We start from the raw sequence: 14,512 nt of genomic DNA, 5'->3' as shown, positions 1-14,512 counted from the left end.
CCGCCGTGCTGGGTAACCGGGAAGATGCCTTTGCCGTGCTTGAAGATCATCTTTCGCGGCTTGATCCGGTGCCGCCTAGCGTGTCGTACTATGATCCGTACTCCGAACAGATCGTGACGCTCGAGCAGGCCGACACGGTGATGAAAATCCCGGTAGCCGTCTCTGGAACCCGGTTGATCCTGAATCTGCTCGAGATACCTAGGCCACTACGAGCGCTCCATCGTCGCCTGATTGTCTGGGCAATGACGCGCCACGCTCCGACCTATCTGGCAAACCTTCACTCCGGCCTTTGCAGGCTTCTGGAGGTGCTTGGCGCCGACGCCTTCTTGTACCCCTTTGCGTTGGATCGCCAAGGCTTGAGGGACTATTGGCACAGAGAGGTCCTTCCCTTCCTGAAGGGCTATCCGCACTCCTACAGGGGAGGCAAGACTTTCCTGCGCTTTCTCTGCGACCAAGGCCTGGGGTCTTTGACAAAGAACGATGTCGACTTCGTCCGATCTTTTAGAGGCCCGCCGGGAAACCTCTATAAATCGATCGAGATCGGGGAAGTGTTCCTCTCGCTGTCGGAGCAAGGTGCAATCATCCGGTACCTCGATGGCATGGCCTCGGCGCTCAGGGCCGGAAAGACGGTATCGGCGAATGATCTGCGGGAGGCAGCGGTCCTCATATGCGCCAAAAAACATGCGATGAGGCCGATCCAGATTTCAAAAGTCTTGCCGGACGACATCCGGATTCGGACATCCCCGAATCTGAGGGGCGGCCTCACCGTCCATGTCCGGTTCCATATGGCGAAGCAGCGATCCGAGGCCAAAAAATTTCCTATGTTGAGGAAAATAAGCTCCGATTGGACTCCGATCTTTCAGGAATATCATGGTCGCCGATCGGAATGCGATCCTTCGCCGATCTACCGACAACACTACATACACACGGTAACGCACGAGGAGTCACTTACGCCGGAATTTACTGCCGGATCGTATTTTCGCCTCACTCCGGCAGAGATTTCGCAGTGCGTCAAGGTTGTAAGTAAGAAGATTCTTGGCCACTCACGAAGCTGTAATGATTATCGGCACACCGCTGCTCAAAGGATGGTCGATGCAGGCGCGTCGCACGAGGAACTAGCTGCTTTTTTAGGGCAGTCAAGCGCAAGAACTGGCAACGTCTATTTCAAAGGCTCCAGGGATATCGCCAAGAGAGTCAATGAAGCACTGGGATTGTCTCCAGTGTTCAGACGAATTGACGATCTATACAGCGGTCGGTCGATCGCACAGTCGGAACTGGAAGCCGGCCCCGCCGACAAGCAGATTAGCGGAACCGTCCATGGCACCCCTATCCCGCTGATCGGGGAATGCGAGGCTGGTGTTGGGAAGTGCCCAAAGTATCCAGTCGTCGCTTGCTACGGATGCTACAAGTTTGTGCCAATCAGAAGGGCGGACCGGCACCAGAAGGTTGCGGACGTGCTACGGCCTGTTGTCCGGCAGTTCTTTGACAAGTCGCCTGACGGCAACGGGTCGTCTCCTTTTGGGCAGCTGCGCGCAACGCTAGAGGCCGTCGAAGCAATCATTGATGAAATGAAGAACAAACAATGACCAAGGATAGCTTCCGCGCTTTCGTCGCGGCGCGCGCCGAAATAGCGAGCCGGCACGGATTGAAATGGGACGTAAGGATCTGCTGGGATGGAACGGTGCACCAGCAGGATATCTGGGACCTATGCTCGGTTCTTCAGCTGCCTCGATCACCCAAGTCGCGCATCACCGATCTCGGGGTGGAGCGAAAGGCGCTGGTTCACCTTCCGAACGACCCCCAGCTAGAGCTTTCTCGGAACTGGATCGACTTGATCAAAGCAGCCATCGTCGATTGGGTGTTTGTTGAGAGGCGACTTCCGGGTACGGTCCAAGATCGCCGGGTAAGACCGCTTCGCGTTTTGGCTACATGTGCTGGCAAGGTCGAGCCATGGGACATGTCTCCGGGATTGGCGCGCCGCACCCTCGAAATCGCCGCATCGATTGCGCCTGCTGTTCGGGAATCGGTGGAGACGTGTTTGGGCCGCGTCATGGACGACAATCAAATCTCGGCTCATGGGCCGTTGCTTGCCATAGCCTTGGCGGGCGCAGATAGGGCTTCGTGGGCGAAGCCATCGACCGCGGTTCCGATCCGGCACAATCTTTCTGACCGTAAGTCGCCGGAGAAGCTGCCTGGAGCACGGGAGTGGGACGAAATGTGGCGGATCGCGCTCACAGAACACCCAAAGACTCTCTCGGACGCAATACTCTTCGAGACGATCAAAGTACATGGCGCGTTAGGCTTTCGCATTGCGGACAATTGCATCATTCCCTTGGATTGGCGCCGCCAGAAGGAGCACAAACTAAAGGACGGGCGCAGCGCCGAGGAAGCCCACGGGTTCTCGACCTCGATAGGCCTACGCCATTTTCCGGGCAAGCAACGGGGCAGGAACGAAGACAGCTCGCTGCTCTATGAAGATGTGCTCGATCTTCCTCCCCGCCTGGCGCCGATGATCGTGGAGGCCCTCGAAAATATCGAAAGGCTCACGGTTCCGTTGCGCCGGACGTATAAGGCTCAGGTCGAGTCGGGCCGACTGTTCCCCGAGTTCGAGAGAGACCAATTGGTTCCCGCTTGGGAATTCTATCCACGCCTATCCGGCGACGTCCGTCTAACGGTCGAAGAACTCCCGCCCGACCTCGAAGGAGAATACCGAGCCAATTTCAATCCGGAAATTCTTGACCGAATGTGGCTAATGCAGACCCCGCCTCAAGGACCGCTGAGGAAGTATGTCGTCATGTACTTCCTACAATTCGGAAAACGAGCTGCCGGAGGCCGGCTATTTCCCGCACGCACGTCGGATGGCTCCGAGTGGACCGGTCCCATACAGTGGAAGGACGCCTACGTAAGGGTCGGAGAGTTGGAAGATGCGGCAAGGGTCGCGATGCCAACCAAGGTGCCGGAAGTTGTGCCGTTTCGGCTCGAGCACGGCGCGCGCCTATATCCGCACGAATGCCTGATTCTCATGCCTGGGCGGGCGATCACTGAAGCCAGAAATGGCAACATCCTGGATGTAAACAGGTACTGCTCGGTTCGGCTGCTTACTCCGTCGGAATACCGTCGCATGATGGGTGGCAGGGACAACAACATTTTCTCCCGATACGGTCGCACTCCGGAGGACCGGGCGTTGGTATTGACGAAAACCCACGCTGATCGGCACCTTATAAATACCGAGCTTTTTCGACAGAATGTTCCGGATACTGCGATAACAAAGATATTCAACCGCCGGAGCGTGGCTCAAAGCTACGTTTACGACCATCGCAGCCTGGCGGAGGACCTCGATGCAATCGAATTGCCGGAATCGGCCAAGAGACTGCTCCCTGAGCCTGCCCAGAAGTTGCTAAAGGCGATAGGAACGGGGAAGGCGGCCGGTCCTGTGATAGATGAATACTATCGGGTGGTTGAAGCCGAGGGTGAGTCGGCCGGCCTGGAGTTCCTTGCGGGGGAAGTGGGCGGCTATCACACCACTCCATACGGCATCTGCACGCAATCATTTCTCACGTCCGGGTGCCCGATGTATCTTGAATGCTTCAACGGTTGCAGCTGCCTCGTCAAAACCGATGATCCGGAAGCCGACGAGGCCCTGCAGACGATGGAGGTGCAACTCGGTGCCGCGGTGAAGCACATCGAGAACGCCTCTCCCAACACTCCAGGCCGGGCGAAGCAATTGGAGCAGACAAAAAACAAGCTCGCTAACGTGACGCGATTGCGTGACGCAATGCCAGGTCAAAAGGCCTTCCCCGAAGGGGCAGACCTCTCAGGAAATTCGACAACCAAACGAACCCCGTTGGACATTGGATGATGAAGAAACCTGACAAGACGGACGACGATGTAGCCTCCGCCGTCACCTGGCTGATTGACCATGATCTCGATGTGACAGCTCGGGCGGTCGCTCGACGCGTGGATGTAGCGCCGTCGACGATCACGCGAGATGACGACCGCATGAAGGCGGTCGAAGACGGTATTCGCGAGCAGGCCCGGCTTCGAGCCATTGTCGCGCGCGACAAATCCTCGCGTGAGGAGTTGCTTGCAAGATTGGAGCGGGAGAAAAAGACGGTCGCTAAACTCGAGCGCCAGGTTGCGATCCTGACTGCGTCGCATAGGGCGATGTTGATGGCTGTCGGCGAAATTGGTGGTGTAGCCGCCTGGCGGAAATTCTTCGCCAAACATGAGGAGATACGGCAGGAGCTGATCGCTTTGAACGCTTGCCAGACTTACGGTTGAAAGCGAGAGCTTCGTGGCGGCTGCGCAACGTTCAGAAATGTCACCACGCAACACCCCAGAGCTGTCGTTTTTAGGTGCAAACCCTTGCCCCACAAGAAGTCTGGTCCGCAACAGCACCCGAAACTGTGCACTTCGGCATGGTGTAAGGCGAGGCATCTCGTGACGTCCGGGGTCGGCGATGAGTGAGTTCGACTTCGGTGGCCGAAGGGCCTCGGAGTTCCGCCAACGCGGCTTCTGGACGCTGTTTGCCGGGCGTCACCCGGAAGAAAGAACCCGGCTGGCGAGGCGAGGGCCCTGGTTCTGGCAGCGCGGGCTGCCGGAATTCGCGCTGGTGCTCTCCATGTATGTGGCGCCCAGCGAGAATGTGGTCGGCGTCTTCTTCGGCCGTAACGAGAAGCTTGGCGCAACCGACGTCTGGGTGCGCCTCAAGCCGTTTCAGCCCGCGATCGAGGAACGGCTGAAGCTCAGGCCGGAGCAGAGCGCACAAAACCTCGGCATCAATTCACAGTGGCGGGTCAACTGCTTTGCCGAGGACAATTGGCCGGCCATGACCGACTGGCTGGTGACCGAATGCTCGCGTTTCGAGCGCGCCGTCATCGATGTTCTGGGGCAGGGATAGGTATCCGGTGTTGCCGGGGGTCGCCAGATCCTTCTTTCGCTCGCGTTGGGATGGCCAGGTGCGGCTCGACCGGCTGTTCTGGCGCGATATGGTGCTCGTCGGCACGGCGATCAACGTTGCATCGTCCGTGGCGGCGCTCATTCTGCTGGGGTTGAAGATGCCGCTCGGTCTTGTGCTGGCGGTGCATTTCGCGCCGGTGCCCTACAACATCTTCCTGACTTCGGCCGTCTGGCGGACGGCGGAGCGAACCGGTGGCGCCAAGGCCTCCCTTGCTATGCTGGGTTCGGCGCTCTGGCTGATCGCAACAGTCGTCGTCTGACAATGCTGCACGAAAAAGGGCGGCCGAGGCCGCCCTTCGCAGAAAACATTGGCGAGGCCTCGCTCAGGCCGGCTCGAATCTCAGCGCCACGCCGTTGATGCAGTAGCGCAGCCCGGTCGGCGGCGGGCCGTCCTCGAAGACGTGGCCGAGATGGCTGCCGCAGCGAGCGCAATGGCATTCCGTGCGGACCATGCCGTAGCTGCGGTCGGTCGTGGTCTCGATGGAACCGGGAACGGGGTCGTTGAAGCTCGGCCAGCCGGTGCCGCTCTCGAACTTCAGCTTGGATTCGAACAGCGGCTGGTCGCAGCCGACGCAAAAGAAGGTGCCGGCGCGCTTTTCGTGAAGCAGCGCACAGCTGCCCGGGCGTTCGGTGCCATGGTTGCGCATGACGGCATATTGCTCAGGCGTCAGCCGGGCGCGCCATTCGGCGTCGGTGCGGGTGACGGGATAGGCGTGGGTGTCCATGCAGAAAACTCCTCGGCCTTGACGGCTCGTTGTTGATCGCAATGTCTATTCGCAACAAGATAGGCGTTTGTTACGAGATTTGCCCGCATTTTCGAGCGTGCCTTCTGCAATCCTCATGCGATCGCCGTGAGATAGCGCGCAACGGAGGCCGCCAGCGCCTGTTTCGCGCCACCGATAATGTTCTGGTTCCACCACGCGCCGTAGATGTCATCGAATGTGAAAGGCTCCAGCGCGGCCGCGATGCGGCGCACGGCGGCCGCATTGAGCGGGATGTAGTTGGGATAGCTGTACATGAAGCTGACGTGGCGGCGGGTCGGCGTCACCTGCAAGATATCGCCGGCCAGGAGAGCATTGCCGCCTTCGCGCTTCCAGTGCAGCACCTGGCCGCCGGCAAAGTGGCCGCCGCAGCGGATGAGCGTCAACGCCGGGTTCAGGTCCAGTGTCTCGCCTTGCCAGCTGACGATCGACGGGTGTGGCCGCATGATCCACTGCCGGTCGTCGTCATGGAGATAGATCGGCACGCCGCCAAACGCCTCGCTCCATTCGACCATCACCGAATAGTAGTGGCAGTGCGAGATGGCGATCCCGGCAAGGCCGCCGCGGCGATTGATCTCGGCCACCGCCTCGTCGGTCACCATCGAGATGCAGTCCCACAGAACGTTGCCGTGCGGCGTCTGCGTCAGCAGCGCCCGCTGACCGATGGCGAAGCGCGGCTCGATGCCGAAGGCGAGAACGCCGGCATCGCCCTTCATCACAAGCCGATGCCCGGCCGCGAGCTCTTCCGGTGTGGTCCAGGCCTGGCCTTCCCAGCGCACATATTGCCGCTCGTCCTCGCAGATCGGACAGTGCTGTGGGGGCGCTTCGCTCTGCGCGAACTGGACACCGCATTGCAGGCAGAGGAAACAGGTCATGGAACCTCCCGTCTTTTTCCCGGCTTAGTGCTTGCGCGACAATTGCTTGGTGGCGCTTTCCAGTCCGGCGAGCGTCAGCGGAAACATGCGGCCGCCGAACATGTCGCGGATCATAGCGATCGAATGGGTGAACCCCCAGTTCTTCTGGCTCTCGGGGTTCAGCCATACCGCGTTCGGCCACTGCCGCAGCAGACGGCCGAGCCAGACGGCGCCCGCCTCCGGGTTCCAGTGCTCGACCGAGCCACCGGGATGCGCGATCTCGTAAGGGCTCATCGAGGCATCGCCGACCACGATCACCTTGTAGTCAGGCCCATATTTGTGGAGGAGATCGAAGGTCGGGATCGTCTCGGCATGGCGGCGGCGATTGTCCTTCCACACGCCCTCGTAGAGGCAGTTGTGGAAATAAAAATATTCGAGCTGGCGGAATTCGGCGCGGGCGGCCGAGAACAATTCCTCGACGCTTCTGATGTGGTCGTCCATCGAGCCGCCGACATCGAAGAACATCAAAAGCTTCACCGCGTTGCGCCGCTCTGGCCGCGTCTTGACGTCGAGATAACCGTGCTCGGCGGTGGCGTGGATGGTGCCGGGCAGGTCGAACTCCTCCTCGGCGCCTTCACGCACCCAGCGGCGCAGCCGCTTCAGCGCGATCTTGATGTTGCGGGTGCCGAGCTCGACGGCGTCGTCGAAATTCCTGAACTCGCGCCTGTCCCAGACCTTCACGGCCCGGCGGTTGCGGCTCTCATGCTGGCCGATGCGCACGCCTTCGGGATTGTAGCCATAGGCGCCGAAAGGCGAGGTGCCGCCAGTGCCGATCCATTTCGAGCCGCCTTGGTGGCGGCCTTTCTGCTCCTCGAGCCGCTGCTTCAGCGTCTCCATCAGCTTCTCGAAACCGCCGAGCGCCGCGACCAGCTTTTTCTCTTCCTCGGTCAGGTGCTTTTCGGCCAGCCGGCGCAGCCATTCCTCGGGGATATCAGCGACGTTGACGGCATTCGGACCGCTGAGCGCCTCCACACCCTTGAAGATATGCGCGAACACCTGGTCGAAGCGGTCGATATGGCGTTCGTCCTTCACCAGCGCGGCGCGAGCGAGGTAGTAAAAACCTTCGACGTCGTAGTCGACCAGCCCGGCTTCCAACCCCTCCAGCAGCAACAGGTATTCCCTGAGCGAAACGGGAACGCGCGCTGCCTTCAGTTCGAGGAACAAGGGGATGAACATTTTCTATCTATAGAAGATCATATTCGATGAAGCCGGTGCGGCGCGCGACATAGTCATAGAGCTTGCGCGCCGTGGTGTTGGTTTCGTGCGTCATCCAGTAGACGTTCCTAACGCCGATCTTGCCGGCTTCCTGCTTCACGGCTTCGATCAGCGCAGCGCCAATCCCCTTGCCGCGCACTTCGGGGTCGGCGAACAGATCCTGCAAGTAGCAGTTGTTCTTCTCGGACCAGCAAGAGCGATGGTACAGGTAGTGGGTGAGGCCGACAGCCTTGCCGTCGAGGAGGGCGATGAAGCCCTTCGATTCGAACTCGCCTTGCGTGAACAGGCGCTTCCAGGTGACCTCGTAGACCTCTTGCGGCAGCTTCGTCTCGTAGAAAGCAAGGTAAGCGGTCCAAAGCCGGCGCCAGTCGGCGTGGTCGGATTCTGTGAGCGGGCGGATAGTGATCTCGGCCATTTCGTTCCCTCTGAAGTCTGGAACCCAATCCATACCAACAGAATCGGGATCAGGAACACCCTTGCCTATCCCGCCGGCGAATTATACTCGCGAAAAGCGGTCGCGAGCATGTGCAGCGCCTCTCGTGCCCTTGGCGCCAAGCCGTGCGAATGCAAAACGATCTCGGAAGGGGGAATTGGCGGCAGGCCGAGTTTGCGGCCCACCTCGACCAGGCCGGGCGGCGCGACACGGTAGGCGAGCGCAGCGACGGCGAAGCCGGCCGACACCGCGATATTGACGGCTGCGCCGCCGCCGCCCACGAAAGCCTCGTTCCAGGCAATGCCTGCCTTATCCAGCGTCTCGACAGCTCTCACGCGGTCAGGGCAATTGCATACGGTGCTTAGCAGCGCCAAGCGCAATGGCGTTCCCGGCCGCCATTCGAAGGCCGGGGCGGCGAACCAGCCATAATGGGTGCGCGACAAGGCTTCGCCGCGGCGGCTGTCGTCTTCCTGATGGACAATCACCGCATCGAGCTCACCGCGATCGAAAGCCTCCTCCAGCATGGAGCTCGTATCGATCCTGATGTTGAGCGCGAGCGACGGATCATGGGCATGCAACTGGGCTATCAATATGGACAGCTCGGGCCCGGCGACGTGATCGACAAAGCCGAGAGCAAGCCGACACGGCGCGTCGGAAAATTCCGTGACGGCTCGTTCGTGGGCGGCAAGGAATTCACGCGCCGCCGGGAGAAAAGCCGCTCCCCTTGCCGAGAGGGCCACGCGGCGCGGCGTTCGTTCGATCAGACGCGCGCCGAGCTTCTCTTCCAGCCGACGCAGCTTAACGCTGATCGTCGCCTGGGTGCTGCCCAGCGCGGCAGCCGCACGCGTGAAGCTCTGCAGGTCGGCCACCATGACGAAGGTCCGCACGGCATCGACGTCAAGACTGGGCATCTCTAATCATTCCGTTTTGTCATTTCTGAAATAGAAACGCATAGTCTTTTTTCATGATGGGGGGTCATTTAAGTCATGTCGACCGCTGTGTGAAGAGCGACGCTCGCAGCCACTTCCGAATGCTCCGACTGAAAGTGACCGACATGACGTTTCCAATCGACCGAAACACCGTTGCTCTTGCGGGGGTCTGCCTCGCCTCGCTGCTGTTCGGCCTCGAAATCTCCAGCGTCCCGGTGATCCTGCCGAAACTGGAAACCGTGCTTGGCGCTGATTTCAAGGATCTGCAATGGATCATGAATGCCTACACCATTGCCTGCACCACGGTGTTGATGGCGACGGGGACATTGGCCGACCGTCTCGGCCGCAAACGCGTGATGGTGGGCACCACCGTCGCCTTTGGCCTCGCCTCCCTGCTATGCGGTCTCGCAACGAGCGCTTCGCTCCTTATCATCGCGCGTTTTCTGCAAGGCCTGGCGGGCGGAGCGATGTTTACCTGCAGCGTGGCGGTGTTGTCTCACCAGTTTCAAGACGGCAGTGAACGCGGCAAAGCCTTCGTCGCCTGGAGCGTCGTCTCGGGCATCGGGCTTGGCTTCGGCCCCGCCATTGGCGGATTGATTGTGACGCTGTCGAGTTGGCAATGGGTGTTCCTCATCCATGTGCCGCTTGCCGTTCTTGCCCTGGCCTTCATCGGCGCCGGTGTCACCGAATCGCGCGATCGCAACGCGCAGAAGCTTGACCGGGCCGGCATACTGACACTGTCGTTCGCGGTGTTCGGCTTCTCCTATCTGATCACGCAAGGGGCCGATCTGGGCGCTGGCGCGCGCACCGGCGTGGCAAGCGCGGCCGTGCTGGCCTTCGTCGCGTTCCTCGTAGCCGAGAAGATCAATCCCTATCCGATGTTCGATTTCTCCGTTTTCCGCATCCGCCAATTCTCGGGAGCGATCATGGGCGGCATCGGCATGAATTTCAGCTACTGGCCGTTCATCATCTATCTGCCGATCTATTTTTCGGGGGTCCTCGGTTACGACAGCACCACGACCGGGCTGTTGCTGCTCGTCTACACGCTACCCTTCATGCTGATGCCGTCGATCGCCGAGCGCCTTCGGGCACGCTATCAGGCGCGGGTGGCGATCCCGCTCGGCTTGTTGACATTGGGGGTCGGTTTCATCGCCATGTGGATAGGGTCCGGGCTCGAGGGCAACTGGCTGACCATGCTGCCCGGCACGCTGATCGCCGGCATCGGCATCGGCCTGACCAATTCGCCGACCACCAACACCACGACCGGCTCGGTGCCACCCGATCGTGCCGGCATGGCGTCCGGCATCGATATCAGTGCGCGGCTGATCACGCTTGCCATCAACATCGCGGTGCTGGGACTGCTGCTGACGCAGGGGATCGTTTCTTATCTGCGCAACGCATTCGGCACGGCTGTCGACCCGAACGAACTGCGCGCCCTGGCGGAGAAGATCGCAGCCGGCAATCTCGACGGCCTGGCGCAATACTCGCCCAAGCTTGCGACCCTCGACCCGACGGGCGCCATCGTTCATGCCGCCCTGGTCAACGGTTTTGGCTGGGTCATGCTCTATAGCGGGATCGGCGTTCTGGCTCTTGCCGTCATCAGCTTTGCTATCTTCGGTCCAAAACATGTCGCGCCGCAGCAGCGAAGCGGGCGTCCTGCGCAGGGTGCTGGCGAGGTGCGCTCCTAGCAATGCCTTGCGGCTCGGCCTCAGGACGCCGAGCCGCTCGTCACCCTTGCCGTCTCGCCATGAAGGCCAGCCGTTCGAACAGATGCACGTCCTGCTCGTTCTTCAGCAGTGCGCCATGCAGCTTGGGCAGCGCGTTCTTCGGGTCGGCGCGCAGATCCTCGGGCGCGATGTCGTCGGCGACCAGCAGCCTTATCCAGTCGAGCGCCTCGGAGGTCGACGGCTTCTTCTTCAGCCCCGGCACGTCGCGGATTTCGTAGAACTGAGTGAGCGCCGCCCGCACCAGATTCTGCTTGATGCCGGGATAGTGCACATCGACTATCCTGTGCAGCGTCTCGACGTCGGGAAAGCGGATGTAGTGGAAGAAGCAGCGGCGTAGGAAGGCGTCCGGCAGCTCCTTCTCGTTGTTGGAGGTGATGATGACGATCGGCCTCACCGCGGCGCGGATCGTCTCGCCGGTCTCGTAGACGAAGAACTCCATCCGGTCGAGTTCCTGCAAGAGGTCGTTGGGAAATTCGATATCGGCCTTGTCGATCTCGTCGATTAGGAGGACGACTTTCTTGCCGGCGGCGAAGGCTTCCCACAATTTGCCGCGCTTGATGTAGTTCTTGATATCGTTGAACCTGGTATCGCCAAGTTGGCTGTCGCGCAGCCGCGACACTGCATCGTACTCGTAGAGGCCTTGCTGCGCCCGCGTCGTCGATTTGACGTGCCATTCGATGAGTTCCAGCCCGAGTGCCGCCGCCACTTGCCTGGCAAGCTCCGTCTTGCCGGTGCCGGGCTCACCTTTGACCAGCAAGGGCCGTTCCAGCGCGATCGCCGCGTTGACCGCCACCATCAGATCCTTGTCGGCGACGTAGGCCGCAGTGCCTTCGAAACGCATTTTTGCTCCTTGGTTCAGTACGGACGACCGTAAGGAGACGGCTTGGCCCATGCAAGGGTGGGTTGGCGGCGGCGAAATGTGAAGCCGGCAGGGAAAGAGCGCCAACTCTCTGGCGCCAAGTCTCTGGCGCTTGGGAGGGCATCGGCCTATATTGGGGCTGACGGTCTGCGCTTCCCGGCAGGAGACACTTTTCCCCGGGGCCTTAACGATCCTTAGGGAGCTGTCCCTGGGAAGACCCGTGGGTTTTCTCACACGGCGCCCACCTACTTTGTAGGCACCCGGGATCGACTTCTCCACCGGTTGTGTGGATCGTCACTTATTCGCCACATCCACGTATTTCGTGGATCATGCGATGGAAAGCGTCGCTCCCAAAACGTCCATTCAGGTCTGGCTTTTTCTAGCGTCTGCGCATGACATCCTCAAAAGACCTGAAAAAACAGCTGCGCAAGGAAGCACTTGGCCGCCGCGACGCGCTCGATGAATTCTGGCGGGTGGAAGTCGCGCTCGACATGGCCGAAACCGCGCGCGACCAGCTTGCCATCGAGCCAGGCCAAATCGTGTCCGGCTTCTGGCCAATGCGCTCGGAAGTCGATGTCCGGCCGCTGATGTTCGCCTTGCGCGAAAAGGGCGCACGGCTCTGCCTTCCGGCGATCCTCGACAAGACGACCATGGTCTTTCGCGAATTGGTACGCGGCGCACCGATGATCGATATGGGATTTGGCACCGTCGGGCCGCATGAGGAGGCCGAAGTTCTTGACCCCTCCGTCATGCTGGTGCCGCTCGCCGGCTTCGACGCGCGCGGCCACCGCATCGGTTACGGCGCGGGCTATTATGACCGTGCGATCGCCAAGCTTGTCGACAAGGGGCATGCGCCCCGGCTGATCGGCATTGCTTTCGACTGCCAGGAAGTGACGATGGTTCCCAATGAGGACCATGACGTCATCATCCCGGAAATACTCACCGAGAGCGGGTTGCGCCGGTTCGAGCCAGAATTGTAGATAGTTCTTTGGAACGCATGATCTTTGCCGAAAGTCATGCCACTTTTCGGGGTCAAGCGTGATGAGACTTCTCTTCCTCGGCGACATGGTCGGCAAGACAGGCCGCACGGCGGTGTGGGAGCAATTGCCGGGCCTGATCTCGGACTTCAAGCTCGATTTCGTCATCGTCAACGGCGAAAACGCGGCCGGCGGCTTCGGCATCACCGAGGAGATTTTTCGCGAGACCATCGCGGCCGGCGCCGATGTCGTCACCACCGGCAACCATGTCTGGGACCAGCGCGATGCGCTCGCCTTCGCGCCGCGCGAAGAGCGCTTCCTGCGCCCCTCCAATTTTCCCAAGGGTACGCCAGGGCGCGGCTCGGGCGTCTACATCGCCAGGAGCGGCGCGCGCGTGCTGGTCGCCAACATCATGGGCCGGGTGTTCATGCATCCCGAGCTCGACGATCCCTTCCAGGCTGGCGAGCGCGAGCTTGCCGCCTGTCCGCTCGGCGAGCAGGCGGATGCCGTGGTCATCGACTTCCACGCCGAGGCGACCTCCGAAAAAATGTGCTTCGCGCATTTCGTCGACGGTCGCGCCAGCCTCGTGGTCGGCACTCACACCCACCAGCCGACCGCCGATCACCATATCCTCAATGGCGGCACCGGGTACATTTCCGACGCGGGCATGTGCGGCGATTATGATTCGTCGCTCGGCATGGACAAGGAGGAGCCGCTCAACCGGTTCCTGTCGAAAGTGCCGAAGGGGCGTTTCGAGGCGGCGACCGGACCCGCGACCTTGTGCGGCGTCGGCGTTGATATTTCCGACCGCACGGGGCTGACCGAGAAGATCGCGCCGTTTCGCCGCGGGCCGCGGCTCGAGGAAACGGCGCCGTCCTTCTGGACGTGACATTGATATAGGGGCTCTCAATACCTAACTGCCGGCGACACTGCTCTAGATCGTAGAGGGGACGACCTCCATGCAGCTTATCGAGTTCCTGGCGCCGCACTTCGCCTTCGTGTCCGATCCCACCGCCTGGGTCGCGCTGTTGACCCTGGTGGTGCTCGAGATCGTGCTCGGCATCGACAACCTGATCTTTATCTCGATCCTGACCAACAAGCTGCCGGAAGCACAGCGAGCCCGCGCCCGCCGGCTCGGCATCTCGGCGGCGCTCGTCATGCGGCTGGTGCTGCTCGCCACCATCTCGATCATCGTCCAACTGACGGCGCCGGTCTTCACCGCCCTTGGCCACGGCTTTTCCTGGCGCGACCTGATCCTGATCGCCGGTGGCCTGTTCCTGGTGTGGAAGGCGACCAAGGAGATCCATCACACGGTCGACCCCGACGACCACCAGGACACGATGCTGGGCGAGACCGTGCAGATGAGCCTTGCCGGCGCCATCTTCCAGATACTGCTTCTCGACCTTGTCTTCTCCATCGATTCCATCATTACCGCCGTCGGCATGACCGACGAGATCGCCATCATGTACATCGCTGTGATCGTGGCGGTCACGGTGATGATGCTGGCGGCTACGCCGTTGGCGAACTTCATAGCCAGGAACCCGAGCATCGTCATGCTGGCGCTGGGCTTCCTGTTGATGATCGGCATGACGCTGATCGCCGACGGCATGGGCTACCATGTGCCCAAGGGTTATATCTACGCGGCGATGGGTTTTTCGGCGCTCGTCGAAGGCCTCAACATGCTGGCGCGGAACCGCAAGAAGGCGAAGTCCGGCGGCGGGCATTGAGCCTGACGACA

At 60.8% G+C, this 14,512-nt stretch carries 15 protein-coding genes and 1 other RNA gene; 10 read left to right on the top strand and 6 right to left on the bottom strand.

The features are described from left to right. Window positions 1–5 precede the first annotated feature (5 nt). The 5 genes from LB545_RS01245 to LB545_RS01225 all read left to right on the top strand — a co-directional run bounded on the left by LB545_RS01245 (window position 6) and on the right by LB545_RS01225 (window position 5,219). On the top strand, window positions 6–1,586 hold the full coding sequence (locus LB545_RS01245) for a hypothetical protein (protein WP_224704243.1): 1,581 nt from the start codon (window positions 6–8) through the stop codon (window positions 1,584–1,586). Beyond that, the gene (locus LB545_RS01240) at window positions 1,583–3,859 is read left to right on the top strand and encodes a hypothetical protein (RefSeq protein ID WP_224704240.1); all 2,277 of its coding nucleotides are present in this window, start codon (window positions 1,583–1,585) and stop codon (window positions 3,857–3,859) included. The genes LB545_RS01245 and LB545_RS01240 overlap by 4 nt, the downstream gene beginning before the upstream one ends. Further along, window positions 3,856–4,281: a hypothetical protein gene (locus tag LB545_RS01235; protein ID WP_224704238.1), complete on the top strand. Its 426-nt coding sequence runs from the start codon at window positions 3,856–3,858 to the stop codon at window positions 4,279–4,281. The genes LB545_RS01240 and LB545_RS01235 overlap by 4 nt, the downstream gene beginning before the upstream one ends. 178 nt (window positions 4,282–4,459) lie before the next feature. Further along, on the top strand, window positions 4,460–4,900 hold the full coding sequence (locus tag LB545_RS01230; protein WP_224704235.1) for a hypothetical protein: 441 nt from the start codon (window positions 4,460–4,462) through the stop codon (window positions 4,898–4,900). A gap of 7 nt (window positions 4,901–4,907) precedes the next feature. Further along, a complete protein-coding gene (locus LB545_RS01225) occupies window positions 4,908–5,219 on the top strand; it encodes a hypothetical protein (protein ID WP_224704233.1) in 312 nt (103 codons plus the stop codon). A gap of 63 nt (window positions 5,220–5,282) precedes the next feature. Here the strand turns inward: LB545_RS01225 and msrB are convergent, their stop codons facing one another. The 5 genes from msrB to LB545_RS01200 form a co-directional block, all read right to left on the bottom strand. After that, window positions 5,283–5,684, bottom strand: coding sequence for a peptide-methionine (R)-S-oxide reductase MsrB (msrB, locus tag LB545_RS01220; protein ID WP_140649967.1), 402 nt, complete (start codon window positions 5,682–5,684; stop codon window positions 5,283–5,285). Between the two features lie 113 nt (window positions 5,685–5,797). Continuing rightward, window positions 5,798–6,595: an MBL fold metallo-hydrolase gene (locus LB545_RS01215; RefSeq protein ID WP_140493101.1), complete on the bottom strand. Its 798-nt coding sequence runs from the start codon at window positions 6,593–6,595 to the stop codon at window positions 5,798–5,800. Window positions 6,596–6,619: 24 nt separating this feature from the next. Further along, window positions 6,620–7,810: a vWA domain-containing protein gene (locus LB545_RS01210; RefSeq protein ID WP_224704231.1), complete on the bottom strand. Its 1,191-nt coding sequence runs from the start codon at window positions 7,808–7,810 to the stop codon at window positions 6,620–6,622. A 7-nt stretch (window positions 7,811–7,817) separates the two neighbouring features. Further along, window positions 7,818–8,264, bottom strand: coding sequence for a GNAT family N-acetyltransferase (locus tag LB545_RS01205; RefSeq protein WP_224704229.1), 447 nt, complete (start codon window positions 8,262–8,264; stop codon window positions 7,818–7,820). 65 nt (window positions 8,265–8,329) lie between these two features. After that, window positions 8,330–9,193, bottom strand: a complete 864-nt coding sequence (locus tag LB545_RS01200; protein ID WP_224704227.1) for a LysR family transcriptional regulator — start codon at window positions 9,191–9,193, stop codon at window positions 8,330–8,332. A 143-nt stretch (window positions 9,194–9,336) separates the two neighbouring features. On the opposite strand from LB545_RS01200, the gene LB545_RS01195 reads away from it, so the two are divergent. Continuing rightward, entirely contained in the window at window positions 9,337–10,899 is a 1,563-nt protein-coding gene (locus tag LB545_RS01195) for an MFS transporter (protein WP_224704225.1), read from the top strand. Window positions 10,900–10,939: 40 nt separating this feature from the next. On the opposite strand, the gene LB545_RS01190 is transcribed toward LB545_RS01195, so the two are convergent. Beyond that, window positions 10,940–11,779: an AAA family ATPase gene (locus LB545_RS01190; RefSeq protein WP_140493116.1), complete on the bottom strand. Its 840-nt coding sequence runs from the start codon at window positions 11,777–11,779 to the stop codon at window positions 10,940–10,942. Window positions 11,780–11,938: 159 nt separating this feature from the next. Here LB545_RS01190 and ssrS point away from each other — a divergent pair. From ssrS to LB545_RS01170, 4 genes are all read left to right on the top strand, one after another. Beyond that, window positions 11,939–12,094: non-coding RNA, 6S RNA (ssrS, locus tag LB545_RS01185), on the top strand. 95 nt (window positions 12,095–12,189) lie between these two features. Then, complete coding sequence (locus LB545_RS01180) at window positions 12,190–12,777, top strand: 5-formyltetrahydrofolate cyclo-ligase (RefSeq protein WP_140493119.1); 588 nt, start codon at window positions 12,190–12,192, stop codon at window positions 12,775–12,777. A gap of 61 nt (window positions 12,778–12,838) precedes the next feature. Then, window positions 12,839–13,663, top strand: a complete 825-nt coding sequence (locus tag LB545_RS01175; RefSeq protein ID WP_140493122.1) for a YmdB family metallophosphoesterase — start codon at window positions 12,839–12,841, stop codon at window positions 13,661–13,663. Between the two features lie 70 nt (window positions 13,664–13,733). Continuing rightward, window positions 13,734–14,501: a TerC family protein gene (locus LB545_RS01170; RefSeq protein WP_140517541.1), complete on the top strand. Its 768-nt coding sequence runs from the start codon at window positions 13,734–13,736 to the stop codon at window positions 14,499–14,501. The last annotated feature ends 11 nt before the right edge of the window (window positions 14,502–14,512 follow it).

It is taken from the genome of Mesorhizobium sp. BR1-1-6, from assembly GCF_020165355.1.
Classification (GTDB): Bacteria; Pseudomonadota; Alphaproteobacteria; order Rhizobiales; family Rhizobiaceae; genus Mesorhizobium.
The sequence above is the reverse complement of the archived record's forward strand: the minus strand, read 5'-3'. Positions and strand labels throughout refer to the sequence as shown.

Excerpts from the sequence above, each read along its gene's own strand:
- LB545_RS01235 (WP_224704238.1), top strand. The coding sequence starts at position 3,856 with ATGATGAAGAAACCTGACAAGACGGACGACGATGTAGCCTCCGCCGTC.
- LB545_RS01190 (WP_140493116.1), bottom strand. The coding sequence starts at position 11,779 with ATGCGTTTCGAAGGCACTGCGGCCTACGTCGCCGACAAGGATCTGATG.
- LB545_RS01170 (WP_140517541.1), top strand. The coding sequence starts at position 13,734 with ATGCAGCTTATCGAGTTCCTGGCGCCGCACTTCGCCTTCGTGTCCGAT.
- LB545_RS01240 (WP_224704240.1), top strand. The coding sequence starts at position 1,583 with ATGACCAAGGATAGCTTCCGCGCTTTCGTCGCGGCGCGCGCCGAAATA.
- LB545_RS01215 (WP_140493101.1), bottom strand. The coding sequence starts at position 6,595 with ATGACCTGTTTCCTCTGCCTGCAATGCGGTGTCCAGTTCGCGCAGAGC.
- msrB (WP_140649967.1), bottom strand. The coding sequence starts at position 5,684 with ATGGACACCCACGCCTATCCCGTCACCCGCACCGACGCCGAATGGCGC.
- LB545_RS01195 (WP_224704225.1), top strand. The coding sequence starts at position 9,337 with ATGACGTTTCCAATCGACCGAAACACCGTTGCTCTTGCGGGGGTCTGC.
- LB545_RS01200 (WP_224704227.1), bottom strand. The coding sequence starts at position 9,193 with ATGCCCAGTCTTGACGTCGATGCCGTGCGGACCTTCGTCATGGTGGCC.
- LB545_RS01230 (WP_224704235.1), top strand. The coding sequence starts at position 4,460 with ATGAGTGAGTTCGACTTCGGTGGCCGAAGGGCCTCGGAGTTCCGCCAA.
- LB545_RS01205 (WP_224704229.1), bottom strand. The coding sequence starts at position 8,264 with ATGGCCGAGATCACTATCCGCCCGCTCACAGAATCCGACCACGCCGAC.
- LB545_RS01175 (WP_140493122.1), top strand. The coding sequence starts at position 12,839 with ATGAGACTTCTCTTCCTCGGCGACATGGTCGGCAAGACAGGCCGCACG.
- LB545_RS01180 (WP_140493119.1), top strand. The coding sequence starts at position 12,190 with ATGACATCCTCAAAAGACCTGAAAAAACAGCTGCGCAAGGAAGCACTT.
- LB545_RS01210 (WP_224704231.1), bottom strand. The coding sequence starts at position 7,810 with ATGTTCATCCCCTTGTTCCTCGAACTGAAGGCAGCGCGCGTTCCCGTT.